This window comes from Streptococcus gwangjuensis (genome assembly GCF_028156745.1).
GTDB classification, from domain to species: domain Bacteria; phylum Bacillota; class Bacilli; order Lactobacillales; family Streptococcaceae; genus Streptococcus; species Streptococcus gwangjuense_A.
Map to the genome: position 1 here is coordinate 1 of NZ_JAODJG010000035.1, position 22,215 is coordinate 22,215.

The window sequence follows — 22,215 nt, forward strand, 5'->3', positions numbered from 1 at the left end:
TGACTTGTTGTGCTGTAGGCAATGGCTTCTCCTGACTTACCTGTTACTTCATCTGTTGTGAGAACACGGTTACCGTTAGTGCTTACGTAACGGATGACAGCTTTTTGATTTTCTTTTTCAATGACTACATTAGAGTCTTTACCAACAGCATCTAAATCATTATCGTCGTTTGGATCAATAGTTTTTGTTTCTGCATCATATCCACGAATAGATTGATTGTCACTAATTTTCCAACCAACTGGTGCATTAGGAATTTCAGTTACATCTGCTCTTGTTGTGTCATTAAAATCATTTTTGTATTGTCTACGGACAGCCGCTTCTTTATTTTCTACTACTTCACCATTTGAATTGATGTAATGTCCATCTTTGTCGACTAAATTGATATAACCTAAGTCTTTATACCAAACGTTGACAACTGTTTCATTTATATAGTCTGGGTTAACTGTTAACTCATCAACACTCTTGGCATCTGCGTAGAAACCTGGATTAACTGGGGTCATAACTTTCTTGAAGGTATAATCCAAATCTCCGATAGCACGTTTCCGACGACGCGAACTACCTTGTGCGGCATGAGCCTCAATAGCACTCTTTAATCTTAAGCGTGCTTCTTGATCTAACGGAATATTCCACCCGCCTTTTTTATTTGCCTTTGCATCTTCAACTCGAAGCCCCTTTACAGGTTTTAAGGCAATTTTATCTTTTTCTTCTGACTCTTTGTCTACTTCAGAAGTTTGTTCAGCTACTTTTGATTCTGCATTTTTCTTTTCAGCAGATTCAATTTTGCTCACTACTTCAGTTTTATCAATAACTTTAGTCGTAGTCGCCCCTCTAAGTTCCAAAGCAATAACTGCAGCCTGAAGTTCAGACTCTGCTTGAGATAATTCTGATTCTGTCACATCTGCTTTATTTAGTAATTCTTTAGCAGATTGTATACTAGATTGAAGACGTTTTACACTTTCTTCAGTGTACAATTTAATCTCCAATTTTTCTGCACGCGAAAGAGCCGCTGATAATTTTGACTTATCAACAGCATTTTTAGAAGATACTTCTTCTTTCTGAATTTTAGCTTCTTCAACTTTTTCTGCTGGCATTTTAGCTTCATCAGATTTAGTTGGAGTTGCTTCCACTGGATTTGAAACAGATGGAGCTGCATAAGTCTTCTCTGACTTAGTATTTGTACTTTGCGTTTCCACAATCTTAGCAGAATCATCTAACTTATCAGCTTTAACTGTCTTTGTATTTTCAGAACCATTTTCATCCGCTTGTACAGTTTGAGCATTAGCAGCTGATCCTAAGACCAAGGCTGTACCAAGTAAAACACTCGCTGCACCAAAGTGATACTTACGAATAGAAAATCGTTGTTGCATACTATACCAGTCAAATGATTTCTTATGTGAATGTTTCATTTTGAACTCCTAAGTAATATTTTATAATTCCTACTCTACAACTATTTAATATATAAATCAACACTATCCAAGGAATTACTATATCGTATTTCTGATTTTCAGAGCCAGTTATTATATTCTCTTTTTTTTTGAATCGTCGGAACATTTTTTTAGCTCTAACATTATAGTTGATTAAAAACAGAAAAATGATAGAATAAATTAAGGAGGATAATACCCATATGAGAAACCTTTTATCCACAAAAGATCAAAGACAATTACGTTTAATGGAAACCTTAATTCAGAATCGTAATTGGATGAAATTGCATGAACTAGCCGAAAAATTAGGATGTACAGAACGAATCTTAAAAAGTGATTTAAATGAATTACGTGTTGCCTTTCCATCTATTGACATCCAATCTTCTGTTAACGGAATCATGATAGATTTAGAAGTTAACACTAGTGTAGAAGATATTTATCAATATTTTCTTGCTAATTCTCAATCTTTTCAATTACTAGAGTATCTGTTTTTTAATGAGGGGCTACCTATTTATCGAACAATAGAAAATCTTCACTCTAGTAATGCCAACCTCTATCGACTGGGCAGAAATATTACAAAAACTCTATCAACTCAATTCCAAATTGAACTATCATTTACTCCATCCGAAATACGTGGCAATGAAATCGATATTCGCTATTTTTTTGCCCAATATTTTTCTGAGCGCTATTATTTCCTAGATTGGCCTTTTCCTGACCTTCCTGAGGAAGATTTAACAGAATTTGCTGACTTCTTCTATAAAATCACGAATTATCCAATGCGATTTTCAATTTATAGAATGTACAAACTGATGATAGCTATCAGTATTTACCGCATCAAAAATGGTCATTTTATCGACTTACCAAATCATTTCTACGATGAATACTACCCTATTTTGGAAAGTATTCCAAATTTTGAAGAGATACTAGGCTATTTTTCTCAAGTATTTGAACTTGAAATCACTCCAGATATCATTACACAAATTTTTATTTCCTTTATTCAAAGTAACATTTTCTTAGATCCTCAAGAATTCTTCAACTCTATAGAAGATAACAGTGAAGCAAGACACTCTTACCAATTACTGAGTCAAATATTAGAACGTCTAGCAAAACAATATAAGATTACTTTTACTAACCACGATGAGCTGATTTGGCATTTACACAACACTGCTTTCTTTGAAAGACAGGAAATCTTTTCTACCCCAATCTTATTTGAACAAAAAGCATTGACGATTAAAAAATTCGAAGTTTACTTCCCAGACTTTATGGGAAGTGCACGTCAAGAACTGGCTCAATATCGTCAGGCAATTGGACAGCATGACCATCCTGAACAGTTGGAACACTTGATGTATACCCTATTGACCCATGCTGAAAACCTCTCTACTCAGTTGTTAGAAAATCGACCACCTATCAAGGTTTTGATTATCAGTAACTTTGACCATGCTATATCCCTTACCTTTGTTGATATGCTTTCCTATTACTGTAATAACCGCTTTACCTTCGATACTTGGGATGAATTGAAAACAAGTCCTGAGATTTTAAATCAGACAGATTACGATATCATCGTGTCTAATTTCTATATTCCAGGAATTACCAAGAAGTTTATTTGTCGAAATCATCTGTCAATCATGGATTTGGTTAATCATCTTAACTGTTTATCAAATGAAATTCATATATCCAATACTTTATAAGTTATCAAAAAAGTCAGCATGATTCTGCTGACTTTTTCTCTTATCTGATTTCTATACTTCTTTTACAAAAACCAATTCCTGTGGCTGGGACAAATCTTCTCGGTAGGTAAATCCTGCAAAACTTAAGCGACGTGCTTCCTCCACCGTCTGTACTTGATTTTCTATCAGAGCTGTCAAGAAGGCACCACGCGCTTTCTTAGAAATAGTTGAATGAATCTTCAACTGACCACCTCTATTCTCCATGAATTTGAAGGTCACCATTTTTTCTCTGATTTCCTTAGAAAATACAGTCTCAAACTCGGATGACAATAGAGAGAAAATCATTTCTTCCTGCTTCACAGCCTCATCATAGGCTTGCTTCCAATGGCTCTTCAAAATCTTACCAGCGACCTTTAATTTCATCAAAAAGTCCAAACGGTGAGGGGCTATGGGTGACAAGGCTGGTACGACTCCGTACAAAGCCGAAGTAATAAAGACATGATTTTCAAGATAGGCCTGTTCTGCATCGTTCAGTTTGTCTCGCTTAATGTGGCGGTACATAAGCCCATCAAATAGATTCAAGGCTGGGTAGTGTTGAGCAGCTTGCCTTTTCAAATCTTGGATATTTTGAAATTCTTCCGCCGCCTTCTCTGCTGATACCTTGTAAAAACTCTCCAATTGACTAGCAGAATAGAGAGCCAAGGCATCCAGCACAGCCTGACTTTCTAGTCTTAAAGGAGCAGCTTCGATACTTGGCAAATCTGTGTTCATTTCTTTCGCTGTTGGGATTAAAATTTTCATATTGATAGTGTAGCATATTTTTTAGCCACAACCAAGAAATTCATCTGAAAAGAGACTGGGGAAAAAGGCATTAAAATTAAAAAATGCATAGTATCAGGAATTGAGAAATCTTGATACTATGCGTTTTATTGTGGAAAAATTTACTTCATTTTTTCCTGAAATTGAGTTTTTGCCCAGCCTCTTCCCTTACTGTACTTTAAAGGTCTTGAGATAGTTGTCTTTTCCTACTTGACCTTCGAAGGTTTTACCATTTTCAAGGTAAGGAAGGTCATCTGATACTGAGGCCTTAACCTTGTAAATCTTGCCATCAACTTTAAAGAAGTAGACGGTGTCGCCCTTGATAACAGCTGATTTGAGGTCTGCTACCACACCCTTAATACTTTCTGTCGTTTCATTATCAAATTCAAGGTCGTTTTTATTGGCGTACTTGCTGAGCAGTTCTTCTACTGTCGTAGCTACGATAACATTTTGATACTCGACTGCATCAACCAAAGCGTACTCTTTGACCAAACCAGCATTGTCCTTCAAGCCCATGATGTAGAGAGGCTTGTCATTGAGGTTGATGAGGATTGGGAAGGTTGCCTTGTAGGATTTCTCCTGAACAGCACCTTCGGCTGATTCACGGGCTGATTCTTCGGTCGCAGAAGCCAAGCTGTACTTAGTGATTTCTCCTGTTCGCATATTTTCTAGGATAAAACCAAGATTACTTTCATCAGCATTGGCCGATGTCACACCTGTGTAGAGGTAAATATCATTACCGATAGACAAGTAATTATAGCCCTTGGTAGTCTGGGTCACGTTTTTCTTGGAAATCATAGCATTCCAGAAACCGTCCTTGTACTTGCCGTTATAGTTGATTTGCTCGATGGTTTCCTCAGCTGGATAGACCCTGTCTACCCATTCTGGGACCTCTGATAAGCTGTATTCCTTGGTTTCTCCGTTTGTGGCGTCCAAGATAATGACTGAAACAGGACGGGAAACCGCAAGTCCAAATTGCTTTTGGTAAACCGTTGCTACATAGAAAGGATTACCCTCATCGTCCACCTCAAAAGATGGAGTCTTGAAGATTTTAGTTGGGTACTTCAAGCGCAGGTGACGCTTGACATCGCGGTTAAAATACTCCGAGTCCGAATACTTGATTGGTGTCTTCAAGTCCACCAAGTCCGCATTACCGGTTACCATGTCCACCTTGATATACTCGCCGATTCCTTTTGCTTGATTGTTAAACCACTTGATAGGGTCTGCGTATTCTAGTGGCGTAACTCGATAAGGTTTCCCATCAATCGTCAATTGGGTATAGGTATCTGCCGCTACATACTGCGATACCTTATCTGTTAGAGAACCCAAGTAGCGGTCACCAATTTTCTCAGCAGTACTTCTATCTAAGATAGGAACCTTACTGGTGTCAGTCTTAGGAAATTCAGTAAAGTCTTTTTCCGTAACTGTGACTACATTAGCATAATTTTTAGCCTGAAAAATGCTGGAGGTCACCAAGGAAACTAAACCAGCTAAGAGAAGAATTCCTCCAATAGAAGCTAAAAGGATTTTCCCTAATCGATTGATTTTGAAACTCTCTAGATTTAAGGCAGCTTCCGCTTTACCGTGGCGCACATGAACTGTTTTGACCAGATTTATTCCCTTGCCAAAGCCAAATAAGATTGCCACAACCAGCAAATGCCCACAGAGGAAAAAGAGAAATTCCCAGCTGGTCAGGTTAAGGGGTGGTAAGAAGATATACCAGGTCGTTGCTATAAAAATAAGTTCAAAGATTATCCGTTTCATTTGCTTTCCTCCTAAATGATTCGTCCTTCCAAGTGATCCAGTTCATGCTGGCAAATCTGAGCCGGGAAACCTGTCAAAGTAATGGTCTGTTCCTGCCACTTGCTGTCACGATAGGCAACCCTTATAGTTTCATAACGCTTAGTTGGTCTCACACCTGTCAAAGACAAACAGCCTTCTTCTGTCTCATAAGGTCCTTCAAAAGACAGGAGCACTGGATTAAACATGACCACAGGAACCAAGCCAAGATTAAAGATAATCACGCGCTTCTGCACCCCAATCATATTGGCAGCCAGACCGACACAAGTCTCACGATTCGCTAAAAGTGTATCCTGCAAATCTCTGGCAAGATACAGATCATCCTGATTTGCCGGCTGAGACACCTGAGATAAAAACAAAATATCCTTTACAATTTTCTTTTCCACTTCTGCTCACTCCTCTTGCTTTTTACTATATTATAGCAATTATAGCACAAAAGCCGATAACTGCAAGCCCTTTCCCTTAACTGTAGCAAAAAGCCATCCGAAGATGACTTTTTTGCTATTTGTAAATTCTTAATCTTTTTTACCTTTAAACAATAGAAGGCCAGATAGAGCTGATAGGTAGCCAACTACTAGTAAAATAGAATCATGACTAGCTGTCTCTGGTAATTCACCAGCTTCCTTTGTTTCCCTTATTATTGGAGTTTCTGGTTTCTTTGGCTCCTCAGGTGCTGGACTTGCTGGAGTTTTAGGTTGCTCAGCAGTCGGAACTTCAGGCTGCTTGGGTTCCTTAGGGGATGGTTTTTCGGGAACCTTAGGCTGATCAACAGCTGGAACTTCAGGTCGCTTTGGCTCCTCAGGTACTGGACTTGCTGGAGTCTTTGGTTTCTCAACAGTCGGTACTTCCGGTTGCTTAGGGTCTTTAGGAAATGGATTTGCCGGAGTCTTGGGTTGCTCTCCTCTTGGCGGTTCTGGCTCGGTAGCTTTCACAGGTAGATAATGAATCACTGTATCTTTGGTAAAATCTTCTGGTACCTCAGGTAATAAGTAACCTAATTCTGGATGAGAAGAATCCTTCAACACCAAATCAGTAGTTGATGTCACAGCTTTGTAGCCTTTAAGATAAGGTATTGTTCCTAGACCTGGATTACTAGCAAGACCTGGCTTAGAAGGGTTGCCATCTTGGTCATTGGGATATTGAATCGAAGCCACATTCTCATTTTCAGTTGGAGAAATTGCTATCCATTTTCCTAGGTGTTTGTAGTAGACAGTTTCCTTAATCGTAGAATCTGTTACAGCTACTGTTTTTTCTGCAACTGCTTCTTTATCCGCAACTAAACCTTTTACCAGTGGACTTCCTACTTTTGGTAAATTTGGTTCTTCACTCGTCCAATCCCGATAATAGAGATCTCCTCTTACAAAATCAACCTTAGCAACGCGTTTAAAATGAACTTGATCATTTCGGTCTTCAACAACCTTATCATGTGTTACAAAATCTTGATAGGAAATGTTGCGATCAATGGATTTTTTGTTAACGATATTAGAGACATTGGAAGGCCATAGAGGCGAATCTTGAACATCTTCATCCACTTTTTTATGAGCGGTTGGAATTGTATCTTCGGGATAAACAAATTCTAGACGAGGTGTTAAGGCAACCTTAAATGTTTGATCAGCCTTACTATCTTGGTCAAAATATTGTAAACCTCGATCATAGTCACTTGAAACCAAATCGTATCCTTTACGTTTATAGTCACTAATCGTTTTTAGCGTACTGTATTCAATAGGATATCTAGACTCGCCTGTAACTGTATCTTCTTTCAGTAGCTTATTTTCACTGATATCCACATAGCTAATCTTGGCTGTTTGATTTTTAAGATGCTCCTGTTTTATTTTCCAGTTTGAATAGGAAATCTCCTTAGTCACAAGATTAACAGTCGCATAGCGTTCAAAGGAAATACTTTGTTTTTTCTCAGCAAAGGCTTCTTTGCCATTATTTTTATATTTATATTTAATGATTCTTTGAATCGTTCTTTCTAAAGGCTGTTCTTGGTTGCTTCTAATCTTTTCAGCATCTGTAGGCCACTTAGGACTATCGACAACCCCAGTTTCTACCTCTTCATTTGACTTAGGATTGGTCTGATTTTGTAAACTAACCACTTCATGTTTTGGAGTTAACTTGATAGTGTATGTTTGAGGTTCCTTTTCATCTTGAAAAAGTTTCTGAGATTCATCTGTTTTCAAATAACCATCTTCAACCAATACATAGCCATTTCTTTTGAACTCACTAATTTTCTTTCTCGTATCATAGTGAAGATCCTCTCCCACCTTACCAGTACGCTCATCTGAAAAAAGTTTTCTCCCTGTTGATTCATCAATATAATGAAATTCAACACGAGATTCTTTTTCAGTCACTTTAGGAGTATCTAAATGTTTTTCTTCATAATGCTGCGCTTCTGAAGAAATGGCTTCTTTTTCTGAACCCACGACAGACTTATCCTTGTCTATGCTTTCGCTAGAAGGTTTGTCTATTTCTAAGATATGACTAGCTGCGAGCGTTTCATCTGCAGATACACTCCCAACAGAGCCTGCTAAAAATCCTAAACCACAAGCAACAACAACTGAAGCAACACCCAAACTCAATTTACGGATAGAGTAAATACATTTTTTATTTCCCATGATTTCCCTCTAAGTTATTATTTACTATTCTTATACCTAATATTTTAGTAGGCGGCATTACTTTTAACATCTCTTTTTTAAAGTTTTTTCTGTTCTTTTTAAAGGTATTATAAAAAGCCATCCGAAGATGACTTTCTTTTTAAATCGCATTCTTATCAAAGCCAAGTTTACGTTGAACAAACTTGACAATTTCGACGATAATAATCATTGAGAAGCTTCCAGCCATGACGATTCTCCATTGAGACAAGTCTAGTTTGGTTACGTGGAAAATTCCTTCAAGTGGTTCTACGACGATTGTTGCCATGAGAAGGATGAAGGATACCAAGATAGACCAATTGAAAGTCTTAGACTTGAATGGGCCAACTGTCAAGATGGATTGGTAAACAGACTTGACATTATAGGCATGGAAGAGTTGAATCAAACCAAGGGTTGCAAAGGCCATAGTAAGGGCATCTGCATGAATGGCATGATTATCACCCACGTGAACTGGGTAAAGAAGAGCAAGGCCATAAACACTCATAACAATAGCTGCTTGGAGTACACCTTGATAGATGATAGAACTCAAAACACCACCTGAGAAGAAGCTTGCCTTGCGTCCACGTGGTTTATGATTCATGACACCAGGTTCAGCAGGTTCAACACCAAGAGCGATAGCTGGGAAGGTATCTGTTACCAAGTTGATCCACAAAAGATGAACTGGCTGCAAGACGTCCCAACCAAACAAGGTTGATAGGAAGATGGTTAATACTTCAGCAGTATTGGCAGAAAGCAAATACTGAATAGTCTTTTGAATGTTTGAGAAGACCTTACGTCCTTCTTCCACTGCAACGATAATAGTCGCAAAGTTATCATCTGCAAGAATCATGTCAGAAGCCCCCTTAGAAACCTCTGTACCAGTGATTCCCATACCGATACCGATATCGGCTGTTTTCAGAGCTGGCGCATCATTGACACCGTCACCTGTCATGGCAACGACCTTACCTTGTTTTTGCCAAGCCTTGACGATACGAACCTTGTGTTCTGGAGACACACGGGCATAAACAGAATATTGACCAACTACTTTTTCAAAGTCTTCATCAGATAGTTCGTTGAGCTCAGCACCAGTTAAAACGTGGCCTTCTGTATCATTTGCATCAATGATTCCCAAACGTTTAGCAATAGCTTCTGCTGTGTCTTGATGGTCACCCGTAATCATGATTGGACGGATGCCAGCTTCCTTAGCCACACGAACAGCCTCAGCAGCTTCAGGACGTTCAGGGTCAATCATCCCAATCAAACCAGTAAAGATTAAATCATTTTCAAGCTCTTCAGAAATAAGGTTTTCTGGAATGCTGTCAATAATCTTATAAGCACCAGCAAGGACACGCAAGGCTTGGTGAGCCATTTCAGAGTTGTTTGTATGGATGAGATTTGCAACCTTCTCATCAATCGGAGCAATATCCCCAGCCTTATCACGAAGAACACAACGTTTCAAGAGTTGGTCTGGCGCACCTTTAACAGCTACGAGGAAGCGTCCATCTGCAAGTGGATGAACTGTTGACATGAGCTTACGTTCAGAATCAAATGGCAACTCAGCCACACGAGGATATTTCTCTAAAAATCCTTTGACATCGTAGCCCTTGTCCAAAGCATATTGGATAAAGGCTGTTTCGGTTGGATCACCAATCAAGTTTCCTTCCACATCAATTTTCGTATCATTGGCCAAGACAACTGAACGAAGCAGGGGCATTTCAAGACCTAGTTCAATGTCATCAGCTGAGTCATGTAGAACCGCATCGTAGAAGACTTTTTCGACGGTCATCTTGTTCATAGTCAGCGTACCAGTCTTGTCAGAAGCGATGATTTCTGTTGAACCAAGAGTTTCTACAGCTGGCAACTTACGAACGATAGAGTTTCTTTTAGCCAAAACTTGAGTACCGAGGGCAAGAACGATAGTTACGATAGCTGGGAGACCTTCTGGAATGGCTGCAACGGCAAGGGCAACAGAGGTCATCAACTCACCGAGTGGATTTTTCCCTTGAATGAAAACACCAACTACAAAAGTAACAAGGGCAATGACCAAAATTGCATAAGTCAAGACCTTAGAAAGGTTGTTCAAGTTTTGTTTAAGTGGTGTGTCTGTCTCATCTGCATCTTGGAGCATGCCAGCGATATGACCAACTTCCGTGTACATACCTGTATTGACAACAACACCAAGACCACGACCATAAGTCACATTTGAGTTTTGGAAGGCCATATTGACACGGTCACCAATACCAGCATCTGTCGCAAGCTCGACTGTCAAGTCTTTTTCAACTGGAACAGACTCACCTGTCAGGGCAGCTTCTTCGATTTTAAGAGAGTTGGCTTCAAGCAAACGTAGGTCTGCTGGTACTACATCACCTGCTTCGAGGGCAACGATATCACCTGGTACCAATTCTTTTGAATCAATCTCTGCCATATGCCCATCACGAAGAACGCGGGCAGCTGGACTAGACATTGATTTGAGAGCTTCGATAGCTTCTTCTGCTTTCCCTTCTTGGTAAACACCAAAGGCAGCATTGATGATTACCACGGCTAAGATGATAATGGCATCTGCGATATCTTCCCCACCAGAAGTCACGACTGACAAGATTGCTGCCGCAACTAGGATGATAATCATCAAATCCTTAAATTGCTCGATGAATTTGACCAGGATTGATCGTTTCTCGCCTTCTTCGAGTTCATTGTGGCCAAATTCTGCAAGGCGTTTTTCTGCCTCACTTGATGACAAACCTTGCTCGGTCGCATCCACAGCCTTCAAGACCTCTTCAGGACTCTGAGTGTAAAACGCTTGGCGTTTTTGTTCTTTTGACATGTGTCTCCTCCTTGACATTGTGTGCAAAACAGACTCTCTTTTCCCTCATCGCATCTTTTCACGACAAACAAAAAGAAACCTGTTAATCATAACAAGTCTCGCTGTTTAAGATAGTGCCGGAAAGCATACTTTTCAGTATAAAATTCGGAATGACGACACTATCACAGGTTTCTGCCAGCTACTCCCTTGAGTAGTACTATTATACCAAATTTTGAAAAGTTTTCAAAGAGTAAAAACTGCCTTATTTGAATTTTCCCTTGAAAACCAGTATAATGGTAGAATGCTATATGACTAGAAAGGAAGTTGAATGAAGCAATCTATCTCAAATCTCAAGTTAGCTGAGCGTGGCGCCATTATCAGTATTTCGACCTACCTGATCTTGTCTGCGGCCAAATTAGCAACTGGCCATCTCCTTCATTCATCCAGTTTGGTGGCCGATGGTTTTAACAACGTATCGGATATCATTGGAAATGTTGCCCTCTTGATTGGGATACGGATGGCGCGTCAGCCTGCCGACCGGGACCACCGTTTCGGTCACTGGAAGATTGAAGATTTGGCTAGCTTGATCACTTCCATCATCATGTTCTATGTCGGTTTCGATGTACTAAGGGATACTATTCAGAAAATTCTCAGTCGAGAAGAAACGGTTATTGATCCTCTGGGTGCAACTCTAGGAATCATTTCTGCAGCGATTATGTTTGTGGTGTATCTCTACAACACTCGCCTCAGTAAGAAATCAAACTCCAAGGCACTAAAGGCTGCTGCCAAGGACAATCTGTCTGATGCTGTTACCTCACTTGGTACCACCATTGCCATTCTAGCTAGCAGTTTTAATTATCCCATTGTGGATAAACTGGTTGCCATTATCATCACTTTCTTTATCTTGAAAACGGCCTATGATATCTTCATCGAGTCCTCCTTTAGCCTTTCTGATGGCTTCGATGACCGTCTGCTTGAGGACTATCAAAAGGCCATTATGGAAATTCCCAAGATCAGCAAGGTCAAATCGCAAAGAGGTCGCACCTACGGTAGCAACATCTACCTCGATATCACGCTTGAGATGAATCCTGACTTGTCTGTTTATGAGAGTCATGAAATTGCGGATCAGGTCGAGTCTATGCTGGAGGAACGTTTTGGAGTCTTTGATACCGATGTCCATATCGAGCCAGCACCTATCCCTGAGGATGAGATTTTAGACAATGTTTATAAAAAATTGCTTATGCGTGAACAATTGATTGACCAAGGAAATCAACTAGAAGAACTCTTGGCTGATGATTTTGTCTATATTCGCCAAGATGGAAATCAGATGGATAAAGAGGCCTATAAAGCCGAAAAAGACTTGAATTCTGCTATCAAGGATATACAAATTACTTCTATCAGTCAGAAAACAAAACTCATCTGCTATGAATTGGACGGAATTGTCCATACCAGTATCTGGCGTCGCCACGAAACTTGGCAAAATATTTTCCACCAGGAAACAAAAAAAGAATAGAGAAATCCTGTCCATGAGACGGGATTTTTCTATTCTTCTAGCTATCAAATTCACTTAGGTACTCATAGCGCTCGTATTTTTCAAGGAGTTCTTCGTTTTTCTCATCTAGCTCTTTTTGGAGAGTAGCTAACTTACCAAAGTCAGAGCCGTTGGCCTGCATTTCCTCTTCAATAGCAGCGATACGATTTTCCAAGACTTCAATATCGCCTTCAATGCTTGCCCACTCCTGCTTTTCTTGATAGGTCATGCGTTTCTTGTCTTCACGCACCTTGACCACTTTTTCTTTTTCAGCCTTTTGCACTTGATTGGCCATCTCTGTTTCAAAGGCCTTTTCATCAAGATAGTCGGTATAATGACCAAAGAATGGACGAATCTTGCCATCCTCAAAAGCTAGAATCTTGGTCGCTACCTTATCCAAGAAATAACGGTCGTGACTAACTGTCAAGACAGGACCTGCAAAGCCTTGCAAAAAATTCTCCAAAACTGTCAAGGTCGCAATGTCTAGATCATTGGTTGGCTCGTCCAAAAGGAGAACATTTGGTTTTTCCAAGAGCAGTTTGAGGAGATAAAGACGTTTTTTCTCTCCCCCAGACAATTTCTCAATCAAGGTTCCATGAGTCGAACGTGGGAAAAGGAACTGCTCCAGCAACTCTGCAATCGAAGTACTAGAACCACCTCTGGTCTTGACCTCTTCTGCCACTTCCTGCAGATAATTGATAACTCGCTTGCTCTCATCCAATCCCTCAATTTGTTGAGAAAAATAGGCGATGCGAACTGTTTCCCCAATCACAACTTGTCCTGCTGTCGGCTCAAGACTGCCTGCAATCAGATTAAGCAGGGTTGATTTTCCAACACCGTTGTCCCCAACGATTCCAATACGGTCTTTGGCCTGCACCAAGAGATTAAAATCTTGCAAAATAGGCTTGTTTTCATAGGCAAATGAAACATCCTGAAACTCGATGACTTTCTTCCCAATCCGACTGGTTTCAAAGTTCATAGTCAAGTCTGTCTCAGCAACGCCGCCTGAAACTTCCTTTTTCAGGTCGTGGAAACGATTGATACGAGCCTGTTGCTTGGTCGCACGCGCCTGCGGTTGTCTACGCATCCAGGCCAATTCTTGCTTATAGAGTTGTTCCTTTTTGTGGAGAAGAGCCGCATCGCGTTCATCCTGTTCCGCCTTAAGGCGAACATAGTCCTGATAATTCCCTTGATACTCTGTCAAGCCTGCGCGATCCAACTCGAAAATCCGTGTTGACAAAGCGTCTAAGAAATAACGATCGTGAGTGATAAAGAGAACTGTCTTCTTAGAATTTTTTAAAAAGAGGGTCAGCCACTCAATAGTCGCAATATCCAAATGGTTGGTCGGCTCATCCAGAAGCAAGAGGTCGTGATTGCCAAGTAAAACTTGCGCCAACTGGACTCGTCTTCTTAGGCCACCTGATAATTCCCCAACAGGAGTAGATAAGTCTTGAATACCCAGCTTGCTGAGAACGGTCTTGACCTGACTCTCAATTTCCCAAGCTTGAAGAGAATCCATCTCTGCCATAACCCGTTCCAAACGAGCCTGCTTATCCTCACTGTAGTTGAGCATGATCAACTCATACTCACGAATAAGCTGGATTTCCTTGAGGTCGCTGGATAGGACCGTATCCAAGACCGTCTTGCTATCATCAAAATCAGGATCTTGAGTCAAGTAACCAATCTGGTAATCATTTTTAGCTGAAAAAGGACTGACATCCCCATCAAAGCCAGACACACCAGAAAGAACATCCAAAAGGGTGGTCTTGCCCGTTCCATTGACACCAATCAGACCAATTCTATCTAGGTCATGGATAATAAAGGAAATATCCTTAAAAACCGTCTTGTCACCGACGGATTTACTTAGTTTTTCAACGATAAAATCACTCATTTTTTCTCCCTCAGATAAGCATGGATGGCTTGACGGTCATTTTCCAATTCTCCATCGACAATGGCATATTCAATCTCTGTTAAAATCTCTCCCAAGTCTGGGCCAGGTTGGTAACCATATTCCTTGATCAAAATACCACCGTTGATTTGGATTTCTTTCTTGTCATGAATGGTCAGACTCTGGTAAGTTTCTGTGATGGCTTGTGGGTTGACCTCTTTTCCTTGGGCCTGACGAAGATTTTCAGCCTGTAAAAGTAAATCTAAATCAAAGCGGTAACAATCGCGCTTGCTCAATTCTCCCTTTTCACGCAAGGCCAAAATAGTCAGCAAATCCTGAACTTGCTTAGCAAACTGGCGTGAGGTCTTCCAAGCTTTCAAAAATGGCTGCGCATTTTCAATCTCCAAAGCCCACAGTAGAGCCGCCCAGGCTTGTTCAGAGCTTTCAAAAGTGAAATCAGTCTCCAAATCAAACAGTTTGTTGAGCTTGTCCTGACTAGATACCATATCAGGGAGATAGTCATAAGCTTGACTCTCAATCATGGAAGCCAAGCCCCTTCTCCAAAATGGAGCCAGCAAGAGTTTATCAAATTCAACAAAGGTACGCTCCACAGAAATTTTCTCCAAAAGCGGCGTCAAAGTCTTCATAGCTTTAAATGTTTCTGACTCAAGCTCAAAGCCAAGACTAGCCTGAAAACGGAAGCCACGCATAATCCGCAAAGCATCTTCGTTGAAACGCTCACTTGCCACTCCAACTGCTCGTAAGACTTGCTTTTCCAAATCTTCTAACCCATGGAACAAGTCAATGATTTCTCCTGTATCGTCCAAGGCAAAGGCGTTGACTGTGAAATCACGGCGTTTGAGGTCTTCTTCTAGCGAGCGCACAAAAGAGACCGCACTGGGTCTGCGATAGTCCACATAGACATCCTCTGTCCGAAAAGTAGTCACCTCATACTCCTCGTCCCCATCTAAGACCAAGACAGTTCCATGCTCGATTCCGATATCGGCTGTTCGCGGAAAAATCTGCTTGGTTTCTTCTGGATAAGAAGACGTCGCAATATCCACATCATGGATAGGACGATTGAGGAGGGCATCTCGAACAGAACCTCCAACAAAATAGGCCTCAAAACCTGCTTCTTTAATTTTTTCTAATACTGGTAAAGCCTTCTGAAATTCAGAAGGCATTTGCGTTAATCTCATAATAAGTGTTCTAATCCATAGACAAGCTCATGACGCTTGACAACTTCTTTAATTCCCAAATTCACCCCTGTCATGAAGGAGCTGCGATCATAGGAGTCATGACGGAGTGTCAATCCTTCTCCCTGATTGCCAAAGATGACTTCCTGATGGGCTACCAAGCCTGGCAAACGAACTGAGTGGATGCGCATGCCATCAAAGTCAGCACCACGAGCACCTGCAATCAATTCTTCCTCATCTGCTGCACCCTGCTGGATAGACTCTCGAACTTCTGCCATTAACTCAGCTGTTTTAATAGCAGTTCCACTCGGAGCATCCTTTTTCTTGTCATGATGGAGCTCGATAATCTCCACATTTGGGAAATATTTAGCAGCCTGCCTTGCAAATTGCATGAGTAAAACAGCACCCAAGGCAAAGTTAGGAGCGATCAAGCCACCCAAATCTTGAGCACGAGAAAATGCTTTTAGCTCTGCAATTTCTTCACTCGTGAAACCTGTTGTCCCAACTACTGGAGCAAAGCCATTTTCAAGAGCAAAGCGTGTATTTTCATAGGCAACAGCTGGTGTAGTAAAGTCTACCCAGACATCTGCTTCAAAACCGACCAAATCAGCCTTATCCTTGAAAACAGGAATACCCTGCCATTCTGATTCAGACTCAAAGGGATCCAAAACTGCTACCAAGTCCAAGTCTGGATCAGCCAAGACCATCTGACAAGCAGCCTGGCCCATCTTTCCCTTAAAACCAGCAATAATTACTCGAATACTCATCTCTACTCCTGACTAAGATATAAAGGACGATAGCTGCCCTTGAAAAATAGGGAATGACGCTGACTTTCCATGAAAGGCAAGACAGGCATCTTTTTTCAAGAGGCAGGTAGTCCGTGTTCAATTTCTAAGATACAAAGCCTGTAAGAACACAGAGTGAAAATAGGAGTTCTAATCAAGGAGTGTCTCCTCCCTCCTTGGAAGAACTATCTTTTTCACAGAGGGTTCCAGGCGTGTTCAATTGCTATTTCTTAACTAGCCTAGAAGCGCAAACTAAATTACTGGAATATAACCTAGAGCAATGCTTCCTGCTCCTAGGTGTGTTCCAATGACACTACCAAATGTAGCAAGTGAAACATCCGAACCTACTCCAGATTCAAGTAAGTGCTGACGCAATTCCTCAGCCTTTTCAGGGGCATTTCCGTGAATGACAATGATACGGTATTGGCCTGAAGCTGTTGCTTCCTTGATAATTTCAATTAAGCGCTTGGTTGCTTTCTTTTCAGTACGGACTTTTTCGTACACTTCAATCACACCTTGGTTATTGAAATAGAGGATTGGCTTAATGCTTAGCAGATTGCCCAAAATCGCAGCTCCATTTGAAAGGCGTCCACCTTTAACCAAGTGGTCCAAATCATCGACCATGATGAAAGCAGATGTGTGACTAATTTGGATAGCTAGCTTATCCTGAATAATGGCAAAGTCATCACCCTGGTCTCGCCAGTTAAAGACACTTTCAACCATGATACCCAGAGGAGCACTTGTAATCAAAGTGTCTGGGAAGGCAATGGTTAATCCCTCATAATCATCGACCATGTACTGGATATTTTGGTAAAAACCTGAAATTCCAGAAGATAGGAAAAGCCCCAAAGCATGTGTATAGCCTTGTTCTTTAAGCGAAGTTAGAATCTCATCTAACTTGGCAATACTTGGTTGACTGGTCTTAGGCAATTCAGAAGCCTGAGCCATTTTTTGGTAAAATTCCTCAGCAGTCAGATTGATCCCTTCGACATACTCCTCACCATCAATATTAACAGGAATATCCAAGACAAATAAATCTTCTCTTTGCAAGGTATCTGCACTGAGATAGGCAGAGGAATCTGTGATAACAGCTAATTTCATATTAGAACTCCAAATTGATTCCTGGTAAGTCTAATGCAATTTCAGTTACTTCATAAGTCAAACGGTTGAGCATGTTCAAACATGGACGAGCCAAGGTTTCCACTTCTTCTTGGTTCAATTCACTTGGTTCGTTAACAATACGACCATCGATATGGTTCACCTGTGAAATGGTTCCACTGATGACAAATTTATCAAATACAATCATAAAACTCAAGACAACAATCAAGGAAGTCACTTGATTTTCTTGGTCATGTTGAATTAATTGGAAGTTCACATCCACCTTAGTTTCAGGAGCTCCATTTTCATTTTCCCATTCAAAATTACGCGCATCAAAATGATACTGACTAACAAATTCTTGTTCACGTTTAAGATTCATGTCTTTCTCCCTCGGCTACAATATTATAAGCTATTGTACCATAATTTTTTATTTTCATCTAGTTTTCTAGGATTTAGTCAATCCCGATTTCAGCTCGAACTACGTCTGCGATGGTATCAACATAGTAGTCCACTTCTTCTGTTGTAGGCGCTTCTGCCATGACACGCAAAAGAGGCTCTGTTCCACTTGGGCGAACAAGAATACGCCCATTCCCTGCCATTTCTTCTTCCATCTTCTCGATGATAGCCTTGATAGCTGGAACTTCCATAGCCTTTTCCTTCATGGCATTTTCCACTCGGATATTGACTAATTTTTGTGGATAGATAGTTACTTCTGCAGCCAACTCTGACAAGCTCTTACCAGTTTCCTTCATGATTTTTGTCAATTGGACAGCTGATAATTGACCATCACCTGTGGTATTGTAATCCATCAAGATGACGTGACCAGACTGTTCACCACCAAGGTTGTAGCCTGATTTTCTCATTTCTTCCACAACATAGCGGTCGCCAACTGCAGTGACTGCCTTGTTAATGCCTTCACGGTCCAAGGCCTTGTGGAAACCAAGGTTAGACATAACAGTTGTCACGATTGTATTTTGAGCCAATTGTCCTTTTTCAGAAAGGTATTTCCCGATAATGTACATGATTTTGTCACCATCAACGATGTCCCCATTTTCATCAACAGCAATCAAACGGTCACTGTCTCCATCAAAGGCCAAACCAATAGCTGAACCGCTTTCTTTGACCACTTCTTGAAGGATTTCTGGGTGGGTTGAACCAACATTAAGGTTGATGTTAAGACCATCTGGTGTTTCCCCTATAACAGTCAATTGAGCTCCAAGGTCTGCAAAGATTTGACGGGCACTAGTAGAAGCGGCACCATTAGCTGTATCCAAGGCAACCTTCATTCCATCAAGAGTAGTTCCAGTTGAAATAAGGTAGCCCTCATACTTACGCAAGCCTTCTGGATAATCTACCAAGGTTCCCAAGCCTTCAGCACTTGGACGAGGAAGAGTATCTTCTGCAGCATCTAGCAGGGCTTCAATTTCTGCTTCTTTTTCATCATCTAGTTTGAAGCCATCACCACCAAAGAACTTAATCCCATTATCAAGGGCTGGGTTGTGGCTAGCAGAAATCATGACACCAGCACTTGCTCCTTCAGTTTTTACCAAGTAAGCTACTGCTGGTGTTGCAAGGACACCAAGTTTGTAGACGTGAATCCCTACAGAGAGGAGACCTGCCACCAAGGCTGATTCTAGCATTTCCCCGGAAATACGTGTGTCACGTCCTACAAAAACTTTCGGTGCTTCCGTTTCATGTTGACTAAGAACATAGCCTCCAAAACGTCCTAGTTTAAAAGCCAATTCTGGTGTTAGTTCTACGTTAGCTTCTCCACGGACTCCATCAGTCCCAAAATATTTACCCATTTTTATAAAATCCTTTTCCTATTTTTTAATTCGTTTTTGAACTATTTGATTTAGTTGACGAAGACGTCTCCGACGAACTACTTGCACTTGAATTAGATGCACTTGAACTCGATACCACAGGTTTTGTAGTTACCTTCATTGTCGTATCAAACGGAGTAATAACTACCGGTAAGACTACCCCGTTGCGATCAATAGCCTGCAAAGGTACTGAACCACTATAATTACCCGTAATCCGTTCGCTAGTAGGCAGAAGCGCAATAACTTTGTCAATCTTCGCTAATGTTTCCTGATCTGTCGTAACCGAAACTCGTTCATTTAACACGGTTACACTATCAATTTGTAGCTTGGGATCAATCTGGCTTTGGTCAACTTGTGGCACAACAAGCATCCCATCTCGCTTAACCTTCTTCCCAACTTTCACTGTAATCTTTTGAGGCGTTGCCACAGCAGTCATTCCATTTGGAAGATTTTCAATATTCAAGGGAACTTCAATCGTTCCAACACTGACATCCGTCAAATCCGCTGTGACCTTAAACTTACGAGTGCTCTCCTGCATTTCGCTGGCCAAGGTCACACGATTAGCTCCGGTTAATATCACTGAAACTTCTGATGCAAATCCACTAATGAAATACTGGTCATTATCATAGTGAATATCGATAGGAACGTTCGTTATCGTATTGGTGTAGGTTTCTGATTTGACCTGCCTTGCGGTATTGCTATTTTGAAAGTTGGTTGACGTTGCATAAATGAATAAGACACAAGCAAAAAAGAGAGATGAAATGATATATAGACTATTTTTTCTCATATTTCCAACCTCCTAGCAAACGGTCCTTGAAACTGACTTTTTCCTCAACAGCCGGCAAAAGAATTGCTCGTAGCTCTGCTTCAAATTCTTCAATCGTCAAGTCGTGCTTGAAAACACCGTTATAGGTAATAGAAATGCCTCCTGTTTCCTCTGAGACGATGAAGGTCAAGGCATCGGATACTTCTGACAAACCGATAGCCGCCCGGTGTCTGGTCCCAAATTCCTTGGAAATCCCTGTGCTTTCTGTCAAGGGAAGATAGGCAGAGGTTACTGCTATTCGATTTTCTCTGATAATCACAGCACCATCGTGTAGGGGAGTGTTGGGGATAAAGATATTAATAAGGAGTTCAGCTGAAATATTGGCATCCAAAGGAATCCCTGTCGCAATGTATTCTTGTAAGGTCCGAACTCGTTGGATGGCAACCAGAGCACCAATCTTACGAGGACTCATATATTCAACCGACTTGACAAAGGCACGAATCATTTGCTCCTCTGCACTAATTTGAGCAGTAGAAAAGAAATCTGTCGCCCTTCCCAAGCGTTCCAAACCAGTCCGAATCTCTGGAGAGAAGATAACAACCGCAGCAATAACCCCATAGGTGATAATCTGATTAATCAACCAAGAAATCGTTGTTAAATCAAGGATATTGGCCACAACCTGGGCTAATACAAAGATCACGACCCCACGCACCAAAATCATAATCTTGGTGCCAGCTATCGCTTTTGTAAAACGATATAAAATATAGGCCACAATCAAAATATCAAACACATTGATAGCAATACTCCAAGGACTAGAAAACAAGCTAGTCCAATATTGCAGGTTGGATAATTGTTGAAAGTTCATCTGCTGTCTCCTCTCTGTCCAAACACGTTCCTTTCTATTATACCATTTTTCTGACATTTTTTTCCCTATCCTACTTCATTTTAAATTAAAGAAAAAATATGATAAAATAAACTGACTAGAAAAAACAAAGGAGAAACCATGTCTCAACTCTATGATATTACCATTGTAGGTGGTGGTCCCGTCGGACTTTTTGCAGCCTTCTATGCCCACCTACGCCAAGCCAAGGTCCAAATCATCGACTCCCTTCCACAACTAGGTGGACAACCTGCTATTCTCTATCCTGAAAAGGAAATCCTCGACGTTCCAGGTTTCCCAAACCTGACTGGAGAAGAATTGACCAACCGCTTGATTGAACAGTTAAACGGCTTTGATACCCCTATTCATCTCAATGAAACGGTTCTTGAGATTGAAAAACAAGAAGAAGGCTTTGTAATTACAACTTCTAAAGGAAGTCACCTGTCTAAAACTGTTATCATCGCTATGGGGGGCGGTGCCTTCAAACCACGTCCTCTGGAACTAGAAGGCGTTGAAGACTATGAAAATATCCACTACCACGTTTCCAACATCCAGCAATATGCTGGTAAGAAAGTGACGATTCTTGGTGGAGGAGACTCGGCTGTGGATTGGGCTTTGGCTTTTGAAAAAATTGCACCAACTACCCTTGTTCACCGCAGAGATAATTTCCGCGCCTTGGAACACAGTGTCCAAGCTTTGCAGGAATCTTCTGTGATCATCAAGACACCATTCGTCCCTAGCCAACTCCTTGGAGATGGAAAAACACTCGATAAACTTGAAATCACAAAAGTCAAATCTGATGAAACAGAAACTATTGACCTAGACCACCTCTTTGTCAACTATGGTTTCAAATCTTCTGTTGGTAACCTTAAAAACTGGGGTCTAGACCTCAACCGTCACAAGATTATTGTCAACAGCAAACAGGAATCTAGCCAAGCAGGTATCTATGCTATCGGTGACTGCTGCTACTACGAAGGAAAGATTGATTTGATTGCCACAGGACTGGGTGAAGCACCAACCGCTGTTAACAATGCCATTAACTACATCGACCCTGAGCAAAAAGTACAACCCAAACACTCGACCAGTTTATAATAAAAGAACCACGGAT

At 40.9% G+C, this 22,215-nt stretch carries 17 protein-coding genes; 3 read left to right on the forward strand and 14 right to left on the reverse strand.

The window, feature by feature from the left end; genetic code table 11:
• Positions 1 to 1,406 (reverse strand): YSIRK-type signal peptide-containing protein (locus tag N5909_RS05970; protein ID WP_271630975.1); only part of this gene is annotated, 1,406 nt, incomplete at its 3' end.
• A gap of 218 nt (positions 1,407 to 1,624) precedes the next feature.
• On the opposite strand from N5909_RS05970, the gene N5909_RS05975 reads away from it, so the two are divergent.
• Entirely contained in the window at positions 1,625 to 3,109 is a 1,485-nt protein-coding gene (locus tag N5909_RS05975; RefSeq protein ID WP_247933127.1) for a M protein trans-acting positive regulator PRD domain-containing protein, read from the forward strand.
• Positions 3,110 to 3,160: 51 nt separating this feature from the next.
• On the opposite strand, the gene yaaA is transcribed toward N5909_RS05975, so the two are convergent.
• From yaaA to N5909_RS06000, 5 genes are all read right to left on the reverse strand, one after another.
• Entirely contained in the window at positions 3,161 to 3,889 is a 729-nt protein-coding gene (gene yaaA / locus N5909_RS05980) for a peroxide stress protein YaaA (RefSeq protein ID WP_064275950.1), read from the reverse strand.
• Positions 3,890 to 4,075: 186 nt separating this feature from the next.
• Positions 4,076 to 5,671 carry a hypothetical protein gene (locus tag N5909_RS05985; RefSeq protein ID WP_271630976.1) on the reverse strand — a complete coding sequence of 532 codons (1,596 nt, stop codon included), beginning with the start codon at positions 5,669 to 5,671 and terminating at the stop codon, positions 4,076 to 4,078.
• 11 nt (positions 5,672 to 5,682) lie between these two features.
• Positions 5,683 to 6,093, reverse strand: coding sequence for a peptide deformylase (locus N5909_RS05990; RefSeq protein ID WP_271630977.1), 411 nt, complete (start codon positions 6,091 to 6,093; stop codon positions 5,683 to 5,685).
• 129 nt (positions 6,094 to 6,222) lie between these two features.
• Positions 6,223 to 8,325 (reverse strand): mucin-binding protein, encoded by a 2,103-nt coding sequence (locus N5909_RS05995; protein ID WP_271630978.1) that lies wholly within the window; start codon positions 8,323 to 8,325, stop codon positions 6,223 to 6,225.
• A 139-nt stretch (positions 8,326 to 8,464) separates the two neighbouring features.
• Complete coding sequence (locus N5909_RS06000; RefSeq protein ID WP_254754117.1) at positions 8,465 to 11,161, reverse strand: cation-translocating P-type ATPase; 2,697 nt, start codon at positions 11,159 to 11,161, stop codon at positions 8,465 to 8,467.
• Positions 11,162 to 11,468: 307 nt separating this feature from the next.
• Between N5909_RS06000 and mntE the strand changes: the two genes are divergently transcribed.
• Complete coding sequence (gene mntE, locus N5909_RS06005) at positions 11,469 to 12,653, forward strand: CDF family manganese efflux transporter MntE (protein WP_271630979.1); 1,185 nt, start codon at positions 11,469 to 11,471, stop codon at positions 12,651 to 12,653.
• A gap of 37 nt (positions 12,654 to 12,690) precedes the next feature.
• Here the strand turns inward: mntE and N5909_RS06010 are convergent, their stop codons facing one another.
• The 8 genes from N5909_RS06010 to cdaA form a co-directional block, all read right to left on the reverse strand.
• Positions 12,691 to 14,562, reverse strand: a complete 1,872-nt coding sequence (locus N5909_RS06010; RefSeq protein ID WP_271630980.1) for an ABC-F family ATP-binding cassette domain-containing protein — start codon at positions 14,560 to 14,562, stop codon at positions 12,691 to 12,693.
• Positions 14,559 to 15,758 carry a CCA tRNA nucleotidyltransferase gene (locus N5909_RS06015; protein ID WP_333908959.1) on the reverse strand — a complete coding sequence of 400 codons (1,200 nt, stop codon included), beginning with the start codon at positions 15,756 to 15,758 and terminating at the stop codon, positions 14,559 to 14,561. Before N5909_RS06015 ends, N5909_RS06010 begins: the two co-directional genes overlap by 4 nt.
• Positions 15,755 to 16,522, reverse strand: coding sequence for a 4-hydroxy-tetrahydrodipicolinate reductase (gene dapB, locus N5909_RS06020; protein WP_000027873.1), 768 nt, complete (start codon positions 16,520 to 16,522; stop codon positions 15,755 to 15,757). Before dapB ends, N5909_RS06015 begins: the two co-directional genes overlap by 4 nt.
• A gap of 270 nt (positions 16,523 to 16,792) precedes the next feature.
• Positions 16,793 to 17,641 carry a DegV family protein gene (locus tag N5909_RS06025; RefSeq protein ID WP_049511119.1) on the reverse strand — a complete coding sequence of 283 codons (849 nt, stop codon included), beginning with the start codon at positions 17,639 to 17,641 and terminating at the stop codon, positions 16,793 to 16,795.
• A 1-nt stretch (position 17,642) separates the two neighbouring features.
• Complete coding sequence (locus N5909_RS06030) at positions 17,643 to 18,017, reverse strand: DUF1149 family protein (protein WP_001050081.1); 375 nt, start codon at positions 18,015 to 18,017, stop codon at positions 17,643 to 17,645.
• 73 nt (positions 18,018 to 18,090) lie between these two features.
• Complete coding sequence (glmM, locus tag N5909_RS06035; protein WP_271630981.1) at positions 18,091 to 19,443, reverse strand: phosphoglucosamine mutase; 1,353 nt, start codon at positions 19,441 to 19,443, stop codon at positions 18,091 to 18,093.
• A 25-nt stretch (positions 19,444 to 19,468) separates the two neighbouring features.
• Positions 19,469 to 20,248 (reverse strand): YbbR-like domain-containing protein, encoded by a 780-nt coding sequence (locus tag N5909_RS06040; protein WP_261029146.1) that lies wholly within the window; start codon positions 20,246 to 20,248, stop codon positions 19,469 to 19,471.
• Positions 20,235 to 21,092, reverse strand: a complete 858-nt coding sequence (cdaA, locus tag N5909_RS06045; protein WP_125448153.1) for a diadenylate cyclase CdaA — start codon at positions 21,090 to 21,092, stop codon at positions 20,235 to 20,237. The genes N5909_RS06040 and cdaA overlap by 14 nt, the downstream gene beginning before the upstream one ends.
• 138 nt (positions 21,093 to 21,230) lie before the next feature.
• Here cdaA and N5909_RS06050 point away from each other — a divergent pair, with 138 nt between their 5' ends.
• Entirely contained in the window at positions 21,231 to 22,199 is a 969-nt protein-coding gene (locus N5909_RS06050; protein ID WP_271630982.1) for an NAD(P)/FAD-dependent oxidoreductase, read from the forward strand.
• The last annotated feature ends 16 nt before the right edge of the window (positions 22,200 to 22,215 follow it).

Bases quoted from the DNA above. Each gene is read 5' to 3' on its own strand.
- mntE (WP_271630979.1), top strand. From the start codon at position 11,469: ATGAAGCAATCTATCTCAAATCTCAAGTTAGCTGAGCGTGGCGCCATT.
- glmM (WP_271630981.1), bottom strand. From the start codon at position 19,443: ATGGGTAAATATTTTGGGACTGATGGAGTCCGTGGAGAAGCTAACGTA.
- dapB (WP_000027873.1), bottom strand. From the start codon at position 16,522: ATGAGTATTCGAGTAATTATTGCTGGTTTTAAGGGAAAGATGGGCCAG.
- cdaA (WP_125448153.1), bottom strand. From the start codon at position 21,092: ATGAACTTTCAACAATTATCCAACCTGCAATATTGGACTAGCTTGTTT.
- N5909_RS05985 (WP_271630976.1), bottom strand. From the start codon at position 5,671: ATGAAACGGATAATCTTTGAACTTATTTTTATAGCAACGACCTGGTAT.
- N5909_RS06000 (WP_254754117.1), bottom strand. From the start codon at position 11,161: ATGTCAAAAGAACAAAAACGCCAAGCGTTTTACACTCAGAGTCCTGAA.
- N5909_RS06010 (WP_271630980.1), bottom strand. From the start codon at position 14,562: ATGAGTGATTTTATCGTTGAAAAACTAAGTAAATCCGTCGGTGACAAG.
- yaaA (WP_064275950.1), bottom strand. From the start codon at position 3,889: ATGAAAATTTTAATCCCAACAGCGAAAGAAATGAACACAGATTTGCCA.
- N5909_RS05995 (WP_271630978.1), bottom strand. From the start codon at position 8,325: ATGGGAAATAAAAAATGTATTTACTCTATCCGTAAATTGAGTTTGGGT.
- N5909_RS06050 (WP_271630982.1), top strand. From the start codon at position 21,231: ATGTCTCAACTCTATGATATTACCATTGTAGGTGGTGGTCCCGTCGGA.
- N5909_RS06015 (WP_333908959.1), bottom strand. From the start codon at position 15,758: ATGAGATTAACGCAAATGCCTTCTGAATTTCAGAAGGCTTTACCAGTA.
- N5909_RS06025 (WP_049511119.1), bottom strand. From the start codon at position 17,641: ATGAAATTAGCTGTTATCACAGATTCCTCTGCCTATCTCAGTGCAGAT.
- N5909_RS05975 (WP_247933127.1), top strand. From the start codon at position 1,625: ATGAGAAACCTTTTATCCACAAAAGATCAAAGACAATTACGTTTAATG.
- N5909_RS06030 (WP_001050081.1), bottom strand. From the start codon at position 18,017: ATGAATCTTAAACGTGAACAAGAATTTGTTAGTCAGTATCATTTTGAT.
- N5909_RS06040 (WP_261029146.1), bottom strand. From the start codon at position 20,248: ATGAGAAAAAATAGTCTATATATCATTTCATCTCTCTTTTTTGCTTGT.